16 protein-coding genes are annotated in these 14,221 nt (G+C 37.2%); all 16 read right to left on the bottom strand.

Annotated elements, in window-relative coordinates; all coding sequences use genetic code 11:
- Position 1 precedes the first annotated feature (1 nt).
- The 16 genes from ACK2WO_RS07535 to ACK2WO_RS07460 all read right to left on the bottom strand — a co-directional run bounded on the left by ACK2WO_RS07535 (position 2) and on the right by ACK2WO_RS07460 (position 14,195).
- A complete protein-coding gene (locus ACK2WO_RS07535) occupies positions 2 to 178 on the bottom strand; it encodes an SHOCT domain-containing protein (RefSeq protein WP_414697290.1) in 177 nt (58 codons plus the stop codon).
- Positions 171 to 587, bottom strand: coding sequence for an RNA polymerase subunit sigma-70 (locus ACK2WO_RS07530; protein WP_414697289.1), 417 nt, complete (start codon positions 585 to 587; stop codon positions 171 to 173). Before ACK2WO_RS07530 ends, ACK2WO_RS07535 begins: the two co-directional genes overlap by 8 nt.
- A gap of 139 nt (positions 588 to 726) precedes the next feature.
- Entirely contained in the window at positions 727 to 1,743 is a 1,017-nt protein-coding gene (locus ACK2WO_RS07525) for an N-acetylmuramoyl-L-alanine amidase (protein ID WP_414697288.1), read from the bottom strand.
- Between the two features lies 1 nt (position 1,744).
- The gene (locus ACK2WO_RS07520) at positions 1,745 to 2,161 is read right to left on the bottom strand and encodes a holin family protein (protein WP_414697287.1); all 417 of its coding nucleotides are present in this window, start codon (positions 2,159 to 2,161) and stop codon (positions 1,745 to 1,747) included.
- 68 nt (positions 2,162 to 2,229) lie between these two features.
- On the bottom strand, positions 2,230 to 4,002 hold the full coding sequence (locus ACK2WO_RS07515; RefSeq protein WP_414697286.1) for a DUF859 family phage minor structural protein: 1,773 nt from the start codon (positions 4,000 to 4,002) through the stop codon (positions 2,230 to 2,232).
- Between the two features lie 14 nt (positions 4,003 to 4,016).
- Positions 4,017 to 4,574: a hypothetical protein gene (locus ACK2WO_RS07510; protein ID WP_414697285.1), complete on the bottom strand. Its 558-nt coding sequence runs from the start codon at positions 4,572 to 4,574 to the stop codon at positions 4,017 to 4,019.
- 15 nt (positions 4,575 to 4,589) lie between these two features.
- Positions 4,590 to 6,404 (bottom strand): hypothetical protein, encoded by a 1,815-nt coding sequence (locus ACK2WO_RS07505; RefSeq protein WP_414697284.1) that lies wholly within the window; start codon positions 6,402 to 6,404, stop codon positions 4,590 to 4,592.
- An 11-nt stretch (positions 6,405 to 6,415) separates the two neighbouring features.
- On the bottom strand, positions 6,416 to 7,873 hold the full coding sequence (locus ACK2WO_RS07500; RefSeq protein WP_414697283.1) for a phage tail spike protein: 1,458 nt from the start codon (positions 7,871 to 7,873) through the stop codon (positions 6,416 to 6,418).
- The gene (locus ACK2WO_RS07495) at positions 7,870 to 8,520 is read right to left on the bottom strand and encodes a hypothetical protein (protein ID WP_414697282.1); all 651 of its coding nucleotides are present in this window, start codon (positions 8,518 to 8,520) and stop codon (positions 7,870 to 7,872) included. Before ACK2WO_RS07495 ends, ACK2WO_RS07500 begins: the two co-directional genes overlap by 4 nt.
- On the bottom strand, positions 8,517 to 11,702 hold the full coding sequence (locus ACK2WO_RS07490; protein ID WP_414697281.1) for a phage tail tape measure protein: 3,186 nt from the start codon (positions 11,700 to 11,702) through the stop codon (positions 8,517 to 8,519). Before ACK2WO_RS07490 ends, ACK2WO_RS07495 begins: the two co-directional genes overlap by 4 nt.
- 221 nt (positions 11,703 to 11,923) lie before the next feature.
- Complete coding sequence (locus ACK2WO_RS07485) at positions 11,924 to 12,298, bottom strand: hypothetical protein (RefSeq protein WP_414697280.1); 375 nt, start codon at positions 12,296 to 12,298, stop codon at positions 11,924 to 11,926.
- A gap of 12 nt (positions 12,299 to 12,310) precedes the next feature.
- The gene (locus ACK2WO_RS07480; RefSeq protein WP_101695406.1) at positions 12,311 to 12,886 is read right to left on the bottom strand and encodes a major tail protein; all 576 of its coding nucleotides are present in this window, start codon (positions 12,884 to 12,886) and stop codon (positions 12,311 to 12,313) included.
- A gap of 4 nt (positions 12,887 to 12,890) precedes the next feature.
- Positions 12,891 to 13,208: a hypothetical protein gene (locus ACK2WO_RS07475; protein ID WP_414697279.1), complete on the bottom strand. Its 318-nt coding sequence runs from the start codon at positions 13,206 to 13,208 to the stop codon at positions 12,891 to 12,893.
- Entirely contained in the window at positions 13,208 to 13,588 is a 381-nt protein-coding gene (locus tag ACK2WO_RS07470) for an HK97 gp10 family phage protein (protein ID WP_414697278.1), read from the bottom strand. Before ACK2WO_RS07470 ends, ACK2WO_RS07475 begins: the two co-directional genes overlap by 1 nt.
- Positions 13,589 to 13,590: 2 nt before the next feature.
- A complete protein-coding gene (locus tag ACK2WO_RS07465) occupies positions 13,591 to 13,923 on the bottom strand; it encodes a phage head closure protein (RefSeq protein WP_414697277.1) in 333 nt (110 codons plus the stop codon).
- Complete coding sequence (locus ACK2WO_RS07460; RefSeq protein WP_414697276.1) at positions 13,923 to 14,195, bottom strand: head-tail connector protein; 273 nt, start codon at positions 14,193 to 14,195, stop codon at positions 13,923 to 13,925. The genes ACK2WO_RS07465 and ACK2WO_RS07460 overlap by 1 nt, the downstream gene beginning before the upstream one ends.
- Positions 14,196 to 14,221 lie beyond the last annotated feature (26 nt).

Raw genomic sequence — 14,221 nt, 5'->3', positions numbered from 1 at the left:
CTTATATCAAGTCATTTTGTGATAATAATGTACCAAATATCGGTTTATATTTTTCATTCATTTTCACATCTATTTCTTGATATTCCTCTATAGAAATTATTCCATTTTTAAGCATTTTTTTAGCAACGAGCATAGTAGCTTGATAAAGTTTTTCTCTTTTAAATTCATTCTTATCCACGACCACTACCTCCAAATCTATCTTCTATATAACATTCATGACTACAATATTTACGTTCTTTATTTCCATATGAAATGAATTGTTTGCCACAATTAGCACAGACACAATCATAGTTCGCTTTTCTTTTTACTAATTCCATATGTGAATTCCACCATTCATTTCTACATTTATCGGAACAGAAACGCTTTTTCTTTCGTCCTGGATTTTGTTTTACAGGTATCCCACAGTTCTCACATATGCAAACCTCTATTTTATCTGTGACTTTATAAGCTCTGACACCACCAAGTCCATGTCTCTTACAATATGTCTTTACGGTATTGATAGAAAGATTCATCTTCTTTGAAATCACCGCATAACTTAAACCTTGCTCTCTATAAACTTCTATTTGCTTTTTTTCTTTATCCGTCATAATGATATCCCTCCTTATCGTTTGAAAGTTCTGCCTTCTAACTTCCTAAGGGAATTTCTCATCGACAATTCCGGGTTCACTAAAAAAAGGTAAAAAAAATATGCCTACTAAGGATTTAACCCTAGTAGGCACTTTATTTTTACAACATCTCATTTACTTTTTTCTGTACGGCAGAATAGTTATATCCTGCCGCAGTAAGACGATTCTTTCTATCCTGACCATTCCCCCAATCGCCACGAATGACCTCTCTTGCGATTACATCAATGGATTTTGATGGAGCTGAAGTATGACTTCCTCCAAGAATTGCATTCACTCTTTCTTGAACTGCACTATAGCTATATCCTGCTTTTTCTAATCTTGCTTTTCTATCAGCACCATTACCCCAGTCACCACGGAGCACTTCTCTTGCAATCGCATCAACTGACTTTGAAGGAGAAGGTGATGGAGCATTACTTCCATACAAAAGTTCATTAACCCTTTCCTGAACTGCACTATAGTTATATCCTGCTGACTCTAGTCTTGCTTTTCTATCAGCACCGTTTCCCCAGTTGCCACGAATGACTTCTCTTGCAATCGCATCAATGGATTTTGATGGAGAAGGTGATGGTTTAACAGGAACTCCCTGTAAATTCGCTGTGACCTTATTTGCTAAATCACCTAGACGAGCATAAAGCCAGTTTCCTGGGCAGCTTTTATTGGCAAACCATCTATGTACAGTAAGCACCATTTCATTCGATTTTGGAGAATAGTTAAGGGTTCTATTCTTATCTCCAAGCCATAAAAGTTTGTTCTTCCCATTTCTTCTGCAGATATCTGTGCAAAGATTTACAAGCGAGTTATATACCTTGGAGTTCATGACATAAGGCTCGTATGTATCACTTGCACATTCAATGGTAACAGCTCGCTGGTCATTAGCATTGGATGAAGAACACCAACTACGGTTCTTTTCTTCTACATACATTCCAATTCTCCCATCAACACCAATCCCATAGTTACAACTTGCTTCTCTTGATGCAGGAGCAAAGATATTACCTAAGGTTTCAACACTGCACTGGCCGACCACACAGTGTGGTGTAATACGATCAATGGCATGAGTTCTATGTCCTGAATGATTAGGACTAAGCTTTGTATAAGATACTAATTTACTGTTTGACATGTTACTTTTCCTCCGTTTCTTCTGATCGTTCATGTAACTGCTGTAAGACATCCTTTATTTTTTCCGGCACCGGAAGTCCTAAGTGGGTTGCATTTTCAAGAAATGATACTCCTTCATTGGAGATATAAAAGAAAATGACCGCTGTTCGAAGAACACTTCCTGTTCCAATCACATTCACATCAAGGATCTGTGCGATTCCTACAAGCATGAAAATAAGGACTTTTCTACAGATTCCTTTAAAGCCAACTGCACTGGATAGCGTCTTATCATTGATGGCGCACATGACTCCTGTCACATAATCAACAACTACAAACGCTACAAGTGCATATAAAAGACCATCCCAACCACCTAAAAAGTAGCCAAGCCATCCTCCAATGCCTGTAAAAATAAGCTGAATTGTGTTCCAAAATTCTTTCATATTGAATTCCTCCTTTTTGATTTTGAGTATAAAAAAAGCAACTGCCATATTAAGCAATCGCTGATCTATTAAGATATTCTTTTCCATATATATACTGCCACGTAGGGTGGCATATTGTTGTGAGCCTTACTGCCACCTGTATAAGCTGTGGGATATTTATATCCATCGTTATATCCGGTCTTACTGTTCACTCCTTGATGACAATAATCCATAGTTCCATTCCCTTGATTTGACATCGACATGCTATGTCTGTGTTTTGGCATTTCATCAATAGTAAGCTTATGCGTTTTTTCACCACCAGAACTGTTTACAGGATATGCTCCACCAGCACCAAGTAAGAACTTATCCGTTATTGCTCTCCAATCACCACCAAATAATAGGTTAGGACTTGTGGCATTTACACTCATATAGATACTACCGACAGGGTAAATCAAGTCAATCAATTTTTTCCCATAAACTTCAAGATCCCAACTTTGATCTATTTCTACTGTTTTATCTTTTTCCGATACCTTCCCAATGGCTATACCTTTACCACCGGCTTTAAAGTCCATCAAAACTGCAGCGGTAGAAACTGTATCCATAATTGTTATTTCAGAAAAAGTATCGGCAATAACATATTTCACATCATAAGAAGATTCAGTGGATATTTGCCCGTTACCGAAAGTAAAGGTAATACTGGATGCAAAGCTTTTATTAGCATTTGTCCACTGTGTATCTACTGATCTTTTGTAATAAGTGCTACATGTTACACTATTGTTCCCATTACATGATGAATAGGAAAAGATTACGAAGCCTTTAATATATGTTCCATCATCATTTAAAGTTCCATCACTTAGTGACCTTTGTGCCATATATCCTGTATGTGATGGAGCTTCATATGGTACTATCGTAATTGATACAGTTTTTGCATCAGATGTTCTACCACGAGAATCTGTTATTTTTGCAGTAAAAGTTACTGTTCCTGATTCGTTCAAAAAGCCTGTAGTAAAACTGGATTCTGTGCTTGAATAGCCACCACCGGTAATAGAATAGGACGATATGGTTGAGCCATAGGTACCTGCAGGAGAATTAATCGTTAATTTAGCTTTTGATTTTGTCTGAATATAACTATTCCAAGAAGAGGGTACATCTCCATCAATTCTTGTGGCAATTAAACTTCCAATAGTCGGTTTCACAGAAGCAGGAACTGTCAGTTTCAAGGTACAGCTTTTTGTTCCTATCTTTGATGATCCGCTATATGTATCACACGTAATTCTACAAGTACCAGATATAGCGTTTGGAATTTGTGATGCTAGGGATAATGGCGGTTTCCAAGACACAGACGTTGAGGTGGTTTTACTTATAATTGTTCCACTTGTATTCCCAAACGAATATGTCAATGTATGGGTAAATGATGATGACGCTCTGCTAATAGATATGGTTGAAGTACCATTCATCTCTGCATTTGTAGCAGATACTCCGGAGGCACGAGGAATCGTATTTAATGTATGTGTTCCATTTGCTCTTACAGAAACGGCATATGTATATACACCTGCTTCACAACTTAAACTAAAAGATTTTGTACCGTCTGAATTATGAGTAATTGTTGTGGTCCCTGATGAAATAACCTGATCTTTCTTTAACTGAATACGAGTATCGCTAGAATAAACGGTTTTTCCATTAATCACTGCCTTAAAAGCACCTGCCATGACCCAGCTACTCCCACCAGAAGATCCAGAGCCTTTTAGCGTCCATTTAATTGTTGATGTATTATTAGCCACACTTTGACTTGATAACGTCCATGATAATGTTATGGAACGACCCTCTTTTTCATTTGTTGTAATACTTCCACTTGAAGCCATATTTTTTCACCTCTTTACTTTACCGGATTTCTCCATTTGATAGAAAGATTACCGTTGGTTCTTGGTATAAAGTCAAACCAACCTCTTGATTCATTTCCAAGAGATAGCTTATTCCTTATTTCTGCATTTGTAATAACCAAACTGTTATTTGATATATAAGCTATCTTTTGGCCATTTTCTTTGAAGGCCAGTTCTTCATTGGAAAGCTCGGCAGTAAAAGCATTCCCTAACTTACCGAGCTCAATCAACGCACCTTTAAAGCGAATATATTCTTTAAACAGCTCTTGATTATGTGCAACATTTCCTTTGATTTCATCAGTGATTGCTGTAAAATCCATACGAATTTCACTGCTATTTTGCGTAATGCTAGTTTGAAAGTCTTTCTGTATCGTAGCAAGCTGAGATTTTTCAATATAGGTGTCATGAACAGTACTCGTGATCTTATCAGCAGTTTTTGCAATCTCCGAATAACATTCATGGATTTGTGTCTTTACAAGTTCTAAGTCTTCTAAAGCATCTTCATATCCTGCTACGTTTTGGAAAGTATGCTGACATACCGTCAAAAGCGCCATTCACGTCACCTCCCACTAATTTGAAACATCACACTGTAATGTAAGTAGACTCACAATATCTTCAGCAGAAAGATAAATAACTTTACCTGTTTTAGAAAAACTGACAGCTTTACCATCCTTATCCTGCGCATACCAAGTATATGTAAGTTTTTGCTTTTCTGTAGCATTTACCCAAGTTGTACCGTTATACTTCATCAGAGTGACGACTTTAGCTGAATGGTCGACCTTATACCAGAAATCATTGCTTTTTGGTGAAGATGGAGCTGTTTCACTGATACTTCCGAGTAGAGGATCTACTTCCTTTTGATTGGTTCTAACAATCACATAAGGAACAAGGCCACCAATATTGTTTTTAACCGTAAACCCACCGATGGAAAGCATCTCCGATACATAGGGGTCTGATTTATCTTCTATAGTAATTACATCAACATAGGATTTTCCAAGATAAGTCATTGTGCAACGATAAGATTGAATGTTGATAATATCTGTTCCCGCTACTGATAATGTAGACGATGTTGCGTTCGTTATATTTTTCCAAGAGCCACCAGTAAATTTTGCCCATTGGTAAGTCCCATTTGTTATAGGAGTTGTTCCAATATACGCAGAAGTTGCAAGTGTTAATGAACCAGACTGGTTATGTACAATGGTTCCATTTGGCGCATAAACAGAAAATACCACTGCAGATTGTCCGTTATTTCCTGCCTTTGATTTTGTCCATGTGAATATTTTTGTTACGTTCTTTCCTGAAATAGTAAAGGTTAAAATAATATTTCCTGTAAGTACACCCACACCACCAAGATCAGAAGCGGCGGCAACAGAAAACTCAATTTTTCCAGATGAAGACGTTGTAGCTGCTGTATTTGTTTTGAGCGTAATTCCAGTAGGTAGGGAACCCACACTACATGTGGTAGCAGTTTGTGTAATACCAACATAACCAGTAAATGGAATTAAAATTGTTGTAGCTGATGCTGTTTTTCCTTCCGGTGTACAAACAATCGCTTGTGTTTCATTTCCAAGTACAACAGAGATACCACCAGTACCAGATGCTCCAGGTTTTCCTGCTTCACCTTTTGCGCCATCATAAATTTTGCTAATAGTAATCGTATCATAGACATCCGAATCGGAAGTAGTTACCCTAATCTGTGCTACATTATTATTAAAAATAGCATGTGTTGGTTTTACAACAAGCGTTCCGCCAGTAATTGTTGCATTATCCTGTGTGTTAGGATAATCGGCCCAAGTACCTCCACTATTTTTATATTCCCATTTAGAGATTGTCACTCCTTGCACCTGCGCATTTAAAGTTGCCTGCGCACTACCCACAAGTGCAGATGAAGTATCATACTTAAAAACATAGGTATCACTTGTTACATAGCAAAGTTTTGCATTGGCAGCATTCTTTACTAATGTAAAAGTGATATCCGATGTAATATTGATCGTATTTTTTGTTTCGGTGTCGTAATAGCTGATATAGCAAATATATGTAATCATCCCTGAAGTTGATTTTTCCAGTTTATTCGCAGACACACTCAGAACACCATTTTTTACAGTTTCTCCTGTAACTAACGCTGTTTCTGAAGCAACGCCATCTTTTCTTTTCCATGAAATTGTCACTCCACTTGCAGTAACAGATACACTCGTTTGGTCTAGAAATAAGACCGGTGTTAAAACAAGATTGTTACTTGTCCAGTCTGGTGCATATTTATGTGGCAGAACATTTGGATCTTCACTTTGTGTCTTTGGAAGGTTGGATGTGATATACGCAGACAGCTTTCTTTGGTCTGTAATATCTACAAATGTCTGCTGACTTGAAGTTAAAATTGTAGCCATTAAAATTCCTCCTATAAATTTACTTCACAATAAAAGGACGCATTGTCATATACGTCCGCTGTTGTGATCGTTATTTGTTTCATTCCTTTGTGAGAACTATCCCACAATTTATCAGCCTCCTCATCAGAGGACTTGCGATGCCATAGAAAGCTATCTGCAGAAAGTGTATTGGTAATATCCTTATCCCAAGAATAGACCTTACATTGCATAATACTTCTCTGACCTTTGTTTCTGAAAATACTAACTCCATCAACCACAAGTTCTGTTCTATACATTTTCTGTGAGTTGATGGTATTTAGTTCTCCAGTAATAGAATCTATCTTATTTGTCTGACCTAGAATATCGTCTTCTAGAGCTGATATATTTTTATCTTGATTAACGGTCGCTTGTGATAGAGAAACGCCACTCGCACCAATGGTGATGGTATTACCGGCCGGATTGAGATAATCCCTTGTTCTACTCACACAAAGGTATGTGCCATTGATACCATGTGGATTTGAGATACATTCTACATACATTCTGGCATGAATATCACCAATATCAGCACCAGTATCGGATTCATCAACAATCGTAAGCTGAATACTAGTAACACCTTTGACTAAGTCGCCAAGTCTACTTTTTGCTTTTTTAAGTAGATTTCCTGGTATTGTTACATCATCCCATACTTCTGTTGTCCAGATCCAACCGATATTTTTAACTTCCTTCTCATCATGAACATAATTAAGTCCATTATTTACAGAGGAAATATCCACTCGTTCTTCCGACTGAACTTCATTTCCGTCTTCATCTTGAATTGTTTTCCTTGCTCCTAATGGGATAAGTGCCGTTACTCGCTCCGTATGATCTTTGGTGATTTTAACATCTGTGATATTCTTTCCAAACTCCACCTTTTGAAGTGACCTTAGTTTAAAATCTTCAAGATAATCAAGATACTTTTCATCTTTTTCATAGCGTACTTGTAGGTAGCCGCCATGTGTATTGATGAGCTTATTTTTTATAGCATCTATGGTTTTTGTATATTCTGAACTACTGTAAGAAATATAGTCATTGTTGTCTGTAACCGTAATATTTCCAAGTTTGAATTGTTTCTGCTTTTCCACCTTAGAGTTATGAACAGAAATAAACTGTTCTAGCAATCCTTTCAGCGGACCTTTATATGAAAATGGTGGTTGCACAGTATCCTTTAAATAGGCAAGAGCTGACTCACATGTCCAAGAGTGGGTGTTATAAAAGTCACTTCCATCATCTAAAGCTCTACCTTCAAAGACTACTTCTTCTCCTTTTTTACATACAATCACAGATGCCATTGGTTTAATCGAATCAATGTACGGGTGAGAGAAGGGCGCTGATAAATTTAAACTATCTATGTTTACAGCATCTTCACTGATTTTTGCTTCTGTGATTACAAGTTTTGAAAGGTTGGGATGATAAAATAGTGCTCCATCCACATAAACTCTAAAAAGGCTCATAGACAACCCTCCCTGTACTTGAAGATAGTCGTACCTGTACTGGTAATACTTATGCTGTTTTCACCATGCGATAGTTGCAGTTCTGGAATTTCCCATGTACCGCTACTGAGTGTTTTCTTAAAAGAATCTGTACCAACCTTCCAAGAAAGCAGAGTTTCTGCGGTTGTAACAACTGTAGGTACTACAGGCATATAATCATTTAAAAGGGTAATGGTACCATTTCCTGATATCATCACTTCTGTCACATCTACATGATACCTATAGGAATCCGCATCCACGCATTCAATTACAAGTTCTCCTCGTCCAGTAAGGGGATCATAGGATGGCTTTAACTCTAATGTTCCAACACAGTAAAGGGAAGGCTCTTCAGAGCAAATCACTTTTGCAAGCCTTCCACTAAACTGATTACTACATTCTTTTACAAGTTCATTATATTTTGCTCTTGTACCAAGCATGGAAAGAAGAATCGTAAAGGTTCTGGGCTCATAGGATACTAAACCAAGAGCCTCCGTAAAACGAATCGGAGAATTGCGCCCCGGTATAATGACGGTTTCCGATTGGGATTTTGGTGTTGGAAAATCAATATTTTCTCGAATCCATCCCATCTTTAACATGGATATATCATTGATGAAAATATCAGGTATCATAACGCAAGCCTCCTTGTTAATTTCTGTTTATTTCCTAGTCCTTCATCAATTGCAGGAAGCAAATGTCCTACAAGCGTACCATCTTCAAGATAGATTCCTTTACTGCTGTTATCTGCAATAATCGACAAGTATTTTTCCATACTTCTCATATTTAATTTGCTATCAAGCATTGCTTCAAGCTGTTTATAAAAAGAAGAAAGAGGTAAGATTGCTTCTGCACCTGCTTCTCCACCAGCCATCAAAGAACTTCCATTCATACCAAAAGCTGTCGGTCTTGTCATGATACCACCTTCCTTGTACCAGTCGATAGATAGTTTTGGTACAGATGGTGGCATAATTGATAGTTTTCCTGAAACTCTAAAATGCGGTAGTTTAATATGAGGAAGAGACAGTTTCATACCAGAGAAAAATCCCTTGATCGCATCAACAACAGCCTTTACCTTATTTTTAGCAGCTTCAATTGGTGTGACGATGGCGTTTTTAATTCCATTCCATACAGAAGTTGCCGTACTTTTTATGCTATTAAATATGGATGATACAGTACTTTTTACAGAATTAAATACTGTAGAAACTGTAGATTTAATCGCACTAACTGGAACCGTAACTGCTGTTTTGATGGCATTCCATACTGCCACAGTTGTATTTTTTATGGCATTAAATACTGTTGTAATTACAGTCTTTATGGAATTAACAACTGTTGTTACTGTCGTTTTGATACTGTTCCAAATTGTAGAAAATACCGTTTTTATACTATTTAGTACTGTTGAAATGACAGAGGATACTGCATTAATTACAGTAGTAACCTTACTCTTAATAGAATCCCATACAGAGATAATAATTTCTTTGCAGTTTTCCCAGATAAACTGAAATGGCAAAGTAATAAGATCAAAGGCTGTACTAAGGAAGGATGCAATAAACATCACTGCTGTCGTTACCACATTTTTTATACCTTCCCAAATACCGGTAAAGAATGTAGAAATACCGGTCCACATATTTACAAAGAAATCTTTAATAGAAGTCCAAACTTCTGTCCAGCTTGTACCAAACCATCCAAGAACTACATTAGCAATATTCTGGATAGCCATAATGCACGTTGTAAAAGTATTCTTTATAAACTCCCATACAGAAGTGAAAGTGCCTTTGACACCTTCCCAGACTTGCGACCAGTTTCCTGTAAAAATACCGATAAAGATATCAAGAAATCCAGTAATAGCACTAAGTGCTCCTTCTAAAACATTGACAATTTGCGTAAATACGCCTTCAAACACAGGCGCTAGAAAATTACAAAATCCATTCCACACTGTTTTTATTACTTCTGTAATACTACTGAAATTGAAACCTAGTGCGTTTAACCTTTCTACAATTCCTTGTGCAAAGCCATCAAATACAGCTTTCACTCGATTCCAAATAGCAATCACATTATTCTTAAACTCTTCATTTGTTTTCCAAAGATGAGTAAATGCACCAACAAGTACACCAATTGCAGCAACAACAGCTATTACAATTGGATTGATTCCCATAATAGCAGCACCCATTTTAGAAAAGACCGCAGACATACCTCCTGCCTTTGTGATTGCTGCGGATATTTTAAGTCCTAGCTTAGAGAAAGACTGAATTGCAATTCCTACTTTAGATATAACAGTTCCAAGTATGACAAGCAAGGGTCCTAAAGCAGCTACAAATAATCCTACCTTGACAATAACTTGTCTTGTTCCTTCATCAAGATTATTTAGCCAGTCTACAAAAGACTGTAGTTTAGCCACAATATTTTTAATCATTGGCATAAGGGCTTCACCTATAGAAATGGCAAAACCTTCTACCGCTGATTTTAAAATCGTAAGCTGACCATTTAGATTATCAAGCTGTGTATCTGCCATCTTTTGTGCTGCACCACCGCTGCTTTCAATGGCACTTTGAAGTCCGTCCCATGTTTCACCGGTATTGGCAAGCAGAGCATTTACAGAAGATAAATCTGTCTTATTAAAAATCTTACTGATAATATTTGATTTTTCTTCAGATGTCATCCCATCCATACTTTTATTTAAGTCACCCAGTATATCATTAAGGCTTCGCATATTTCCTTCCGAGTCAAATACAGATACACCTAGTTTCTTTAGTGACTTTGCCGCCACATCCGTAGGGCTCTGCAAAGAAAGAATGACGTTTCGTAAATGGGTACCGCCTTCAGCACCTTTGATACCATTGTTTGCTAAGATACCAAGTGCTGTATTTAATTCGGCAGTTCCACCTTTGACGGTTTTAGCAGTTGCACCAATAGTTAAAATACCTTCACCAAGCTGTCCAACAGATGTATTTGTAGTAGAAGCAGTCTTTGCCATCTGGTCTACCATCTTATCTGCATCGGCTGTTTCCATTCCTAGAGCAGACATTGCATCGGTAACCATATCCGATGCCGATGCAAGATCAATGTTACCAGCTGCAGCTAGGTTTAAAACTGTAGGAAGTGTATCTGCCATTTCCTGCGTGTTATATCCTGCAAGTGCTAGGTAATTTAAAGCTTCAGCACACTCACTTGCAGAAAAGGCAGTTTTTGATCCCATCTCTTTAGCCAAATCCGATAATGCATCCATTGTATTAACAGATTTACCATTTAGATTGGACATAGAATCAGAAGTGATTCCCATTGTAGCCTGTACCTGACTCATGGAACTTTCAAAATCAGCTGCTGTTTTTACAGCTACTCCTCCCATAGCCGTTACAGCTGCAGATGCTACAGATGTCTTTTTCCCAACATCTGTGATTTTATTTCCTGCGCTTTCAAACTTAGAACCAACCTCTGATGCTTTTCCTAGTACCTGATTTACTTTAGATGCCTGTGACTCTAACTTCTTTAATTGTTCTTCCGTTTCTATGATTTCTCTTTGAAGGGCATCATACTGCTCTTTAGAAATTTCTCCATTTTGCAATTGTTCATTTGCTTGCTGTGCCGCAAGCTTTAATGTTTCCAGCTTTTCTTTTGTTTCACCAATTGCCTGTGTTAATAGTTTCTGCTTTTGAGCAAGCAGAGTTGTATTGGATGGATCTAGTTTTAAAAGTCTTTCTACATCCTTTAATGCAGATTGCGTATTTTTAATTTGACCATTAACGCCTTTTAAGGCTGTTTGTAGTTTCGTGGTATCTCCGCCAATTTCAACGGTTATACCTTTAATTCGATTTGCCATTGGCTGATACCTCCTTCAACAAAAAAGGACCTCTACCATAAAAGTAAAAGTCCTCATTTTTTAAAATTTATCAAAATCCTCCTGCGTTGCAAGATTATCATAAGTCACGCTGTCATTTCCTTTTTCAGTCCAGATATCCATCACCATTCCGATGGTAAGATCATCTAAGTCTTTAATCGAAAGGCCGATTTCTAAACATCGAAGAAGGAAAAGCGGCGTTGTCATTTCGCGGCTACTTCGTTTAAGTTTTTTTTAGATTCAATATCTGTTATAAGATTTGTTCCCCAAAGAGCAAGAATTTCTGGTAGCACTTCATAAATCGAGAACATCTCAAACTGATCAAGCCAGTCATCAATATTATCTGGAATCGTATGGTCTGCATGATAGGCCATAATGTATGCCACATTTTCAAAAATCTCTAAGTCATCAATAGCAAATCCATCACCATCTTCTTTGTTTCCTTTATATGAACTTTCAAGTTTTGCTAAGTCTTTAAAAATATCACGCTTAAACTTTGCTCGATATAGTCTTGGTACAGTGGCAGAGGAGCGAAATGCTACCTCTTTACCACCAACATTGATTACTTTCTTTAACATAGATGTTCCTCCTTAGGCCAATACTTCTTTAGGGGTAGGTACATAAACATTTTTATACCAGTCTTTATAAGTAGTTTCCGTTGTTGTATCTCCAGTTCTACTTTTTACAAGACCATCTTCTCTAGGGTCTGCAGTAAGAGAAAGCTTCTCTGTTCCTGGTTCAATCGTATCTTCCTTTGTTTCTGATTCAATAGAAGGACGAGATGCACTGCAGTTATATAAAACATGACGGATTGCATTGGCATCTCCATCAAATTCAAATAAAAGTGCAAATTTCTCTGTTTCTGCAATTGCAGCATTTTCTACAAGAACACCATTCTTATCAAGTTCTTCTTTTAAAATATCTGTCCTAAACCATTCTGGAATTAAAGCAATTTCAAGATCACCTGAATATCCGTTATTAGATGTTGAACGAAAATACACAATCCCATCAGCATAGAACGGACTAGAATCACCTTCCGCATCAAGGCTGATACTTACTGCTCCTGGAATGGCCTTTGGCACTTCATATTTGTATGCACCATCAGGACCTTTCGTCAGTTTTGCAGCGTGTACATTCTTAAGATTGTACTTAATTTTATTTGCCATTTTGTTATACCTCCATTTCAAATGAATATAGGACTTCATACAGTTTTTCACTTTCAATCCAAGTTTCCAGCTTGTCATAAAAAATGCCATGCTTATCAAGCACAGCCTCCACTTTCTGTTCTACCGATAAGTCCTTACAATCGGTATACAGTTCCAAATGAATGATATTTATCTTGTGATATACCTTTCCATCTGCAGCAAAGTTATCACTGCCTGGAGTAAGATAACAGATAAATGGTGGGTTAGGACTTTCTCCTTCTGCAAAATGATCATAAGCAAAAGGAAGTCCTATTTCCTTTATTATATTTACGATTTTTAACATCACATACCTCCCAGAGCCTTTAAGATTTCTTGTTCAAGTGTATCGATTGCATTTTCTTCCGCTTTGGCAATATGTGGTCTAGCAGCAACACGGCCACCACCACGTTTTGCATGACCATGCTCTAGTAGATGTGCAAGCTGATATCTATTTTTTGAATGAACCGTTACTTCTAACGAGTTTGATGTTTCTTTTGTCTTTTTGACTGACCAGCTTTTTGCATAAGCACCGGTATCTTTTGGTGCAGATTGAGATATTTCTTTTCTTACAGAATTTCCAGATTTACGAACTGCCTTTTTCATATCATCTGTAGCCAAGTCTGCATACTCTTTCAAACCTTTTGTGATTTCATCAGCAAGCTTATCAATTTTTACATTTGCCATATCTAATTCCTTACCTTTTCACCTTTTAATTTGATACACTTTTTCTTAAAGTTCATGTGATCGATAGCTACGATGTTATACAGTTCTCCCATAAATAAAATTCTATGCTTTGTTGTATCGAGCTTTTCTACTGCTTTGCAATAGCGAATCGTAAAAGAAATATCGGAATCTTCCACGATAAGACCCGCTACACTCTTTTCAGAACCACCTTCACCACTTACTGTAGCAAAGCAGGAATAATATTCTTTCCATGTATTTTTATGATTTCCAATCTCATCTACTACAATTTCATTTTGCTGAATCTGAATTTTTACATTTAATAGCGAAACCTCCATCAGAACACGCTCCTTCTTACACCTTCTAAAAGGGAACGAAGAGAAATAGAAAGCTGATGATGGTCTGCATCTTCTCTATGTTCATATAGGTACGCTACGGCATACATCACTGCAATTTTTGATGTCGGCATCATGCTAAGTTCAGACACAGAAAGTCTTGCAATATCTGCACATAGATTTTCAGATGCTGCTATAAGATGCTTAATCAGCTGGTCATCATCATTAAAGTCAACACGAAGGTATCCTTTCATTTCATCAAGACTTAAAATCATTGTCATATCACCCCAAATGCAAATGG

The organism is Peptacetobacter sp. AB845, from assembly GCF_047528295.1.
Lineage (GTDB): Bacteria > Bacillota > Clostridia > Peptostreptococcales > Peptostreptococcaceae > Peptacetobacter.
This window is presented reverse-complemented; position numbering and strand designations above follow the sequence as displayed.

What these genes read in the sequence shown, in the direction of transcription:
- ACK2WO_RS07530 (WP_414697289.1), bottom strand. Translation starts at nt 587, where the DNA reads ATGACGGATAAAGAAAAAAAGCAAATAGAAGTTTATAGAGAGCAAGGT.
- ACK2WO_RS07525 (WP_414697288.1), bottom strand. Translation starts at nt 1,743, where the DNA reads ATGTCAAACAGTAAATTAGTATCTTATACAAAGCTTAGTCCTAATCAT.
- ACK2WO_RS07520 (WP_414697287.1), bottom strand. Translation starts at nt 2,161, where the DNA reads ATGAAAGAATTTTGGAACACAATTCAGCTTATTTTTACAGGCATTGGA.
- ACK2WO_RS07515 (WP_414697286.1), bottom strand. Translation starts at nt 4,002, where the DNA reads ATGGCTTCAAGTGGAAGTATTACAACAAATGAAAAAGAGGGTCGTTCC.
- ACK2WO_RS07510 (WP_414697285.1), bottom strand. Translation starts at nt 4,574, where the DNA reads ATGGCGCTTTTGACGGTATGTCAGCATACTTTCCAAAACGTAGCAGGA.
- ACK2WO_RS07505 (WP_414697284.1), bottom strand. Translation starts at nt 6,404, where the DNA reads ATGGCTACAATTTTAACTTCAAGTCAGCAGACATTTGTAGATATTACA.
- ACK2WO_RS07500 (WP_414697283.1), bottom strand. Translation starts at nt 7,873, where the DNA reads ATGAGCCTTTTTAGAGTTTATGTGGATGGAGCACTATTTTATCATCCC.
- ACK2WO_RS07495 (WP_414697282.1), bottom strand. Translation starts at nt 8,520, where the DNA reads ATGATACCTGATATTTTCATCAATGATATATCCATGTTAAAGATGGGA.
- ACK2WO_RS07490 (WP_414697281.1), bottom strand. Translation starts at nt 11,702, where the DNA reads ATGGCAAATCGAATTAAAGGTATAACCGTTGAAATTGGCGGAGATACC.
- ACK2WO_RS07485 (WP_414697280.1), bottom strand. Translation starts at nt 12,298, where the DNA reads ATGTTAAAGAAAGTAATCAATGTTGGTGGTAAAGAGGTAGCATTTCGC.
- ACK2WO_RS07480 (WP_101695406.1), bottom strand. Translation starts at nt 12,886, where the DNA reads ATGGCAAATAAAATTAAGTACAATCTTAAGAATGTACACGCTGCAAAA.
- ACK2WO_RS07475 (WP_414697279.1), bottom strand. Translation starts at nt 13,208, where the DNA reads ATGTTAAAAATCGTAAATATAATAAAGGAAATAGGACTTCCTTTTGCT.
- ACK2WO_RS07470 (WP_414697278.1), bottom strand. Translation starts at nt 13,588, where the DNA reads ATGGCAAATGTAAAAATTGATAAGCTTGCTGATGAAATCACAAAAGGT.
- ACK2WO_RS07465 (WP_414697277.1), bottom strand. Translation starts at nt 13,923, where the DNA reads ATGGAGGTTTCGCTATTAAATGTAAAAATTCAGATTCAGCAAAATGAA.
- ACK2WO_RS07460 (WP_414697276.1), bottom strand. Translation starts at nt 14,195, where the DNA reads ATGATTTTAAGTCTTGATGAAATGAAAGGATACCTTCGTGTTGACTTT.